The organism is Lentzea kristufekii, from assembly GCF_033949925.1.
In the GTDB taxonomy this organism is placed as follows: Bacteria; Actinomycetota; Actinomycetes; order Mycobacteriales; family Pseudonocardiaceae; genus Lentzea; species Lentzea kristufekii.
Genome location: NZ_JAXAVV010000083.1, coordinates 1 through 832 on the forward strand (window position 1 = coordinate 1; position 832 = coordinate 832).

General features: G+C 71.4%; 1 protein-coding gene. It reads right to left on the bottom strand.

Annotated features, from left to right (window positions below; genetic code table 11):
• A partial coding sequence (locus SK571_RS46160) for a rhodanese-like domain-containing protein (RefSeq protein WP_319990432.1) occupies positions 1-832 on the bottom strand: 832 nt, incomplete at both ends.

Genomic DNA, 832 nt, shown 5'->3' on the forward strand with positions numbered 1-832 from the left:
GCGCTCGCCGTGTCCGCACATCACGATCAGCGGTGCCTGCGGCACTTCGTCGACGCGGCTGGGCAGGTCGCCGAGTTCGACGTGCTGCGCGCCCGGCAGGTGGCCGGAGACGAACTCGGGCTCCTGCCGAATGTCCAGCACCGGTCCGCTCACCTCGTCCGGGCCCACCAACCTGGTTGTGGTCGTGGGAAGTTCCGCTGCAGTCCACGCATCCATCCCGCCGACGAGTTCGCCCGCGAGATCGACGTAGCCGATCTTGGCTGCCTGCCAGGCGATCTCCGTCGGGTCCTGGTCGGCGCCGCGCACCACGACCAGCGGCCGGTCGTGCGGCGCCAGCCAGCCGAGCCATGACGCGAACACCGGCCGCAGCGGAATCGACAGCGCGCCAGGCACGTGCGCGGCGGCGAACTCGTCGACCGGCCGGACGTCAATCAGTCGCGCGCCGTCGACCAGAAGCCGCCGCACCGCACCAACCTCCAGCGGCGACAGCTCAGGCGTCCCCACCAGAACGCCCTGGCGGTTGATCTCACCGAGGCGGCGGAAATACGGCGGATAGCTGCCCAGCGAGCCGAGCAGCTCCTTCACGAAGGCGTCCTCGTCAGCCGCACGCAGCAACGGGTTCGTCGCCCTCTCCCTGCCGATCGTGCTGGTGCGGTCCGCGCCAGGCGGGGCGGAGCAGAAGGATCCGGCGCCGTGCGTGGGCCAGACGGCCACGTCGTCGGGCAGCTCGGCAAGCCTGCGCAGCGACATGTACTGAGCGCGGGCGAGCTCTTCGGTCCGGTCGGGTGCGACGAGGTCGGTGCGGGCGGCGGCGCCCACGATCAGCGAGCCA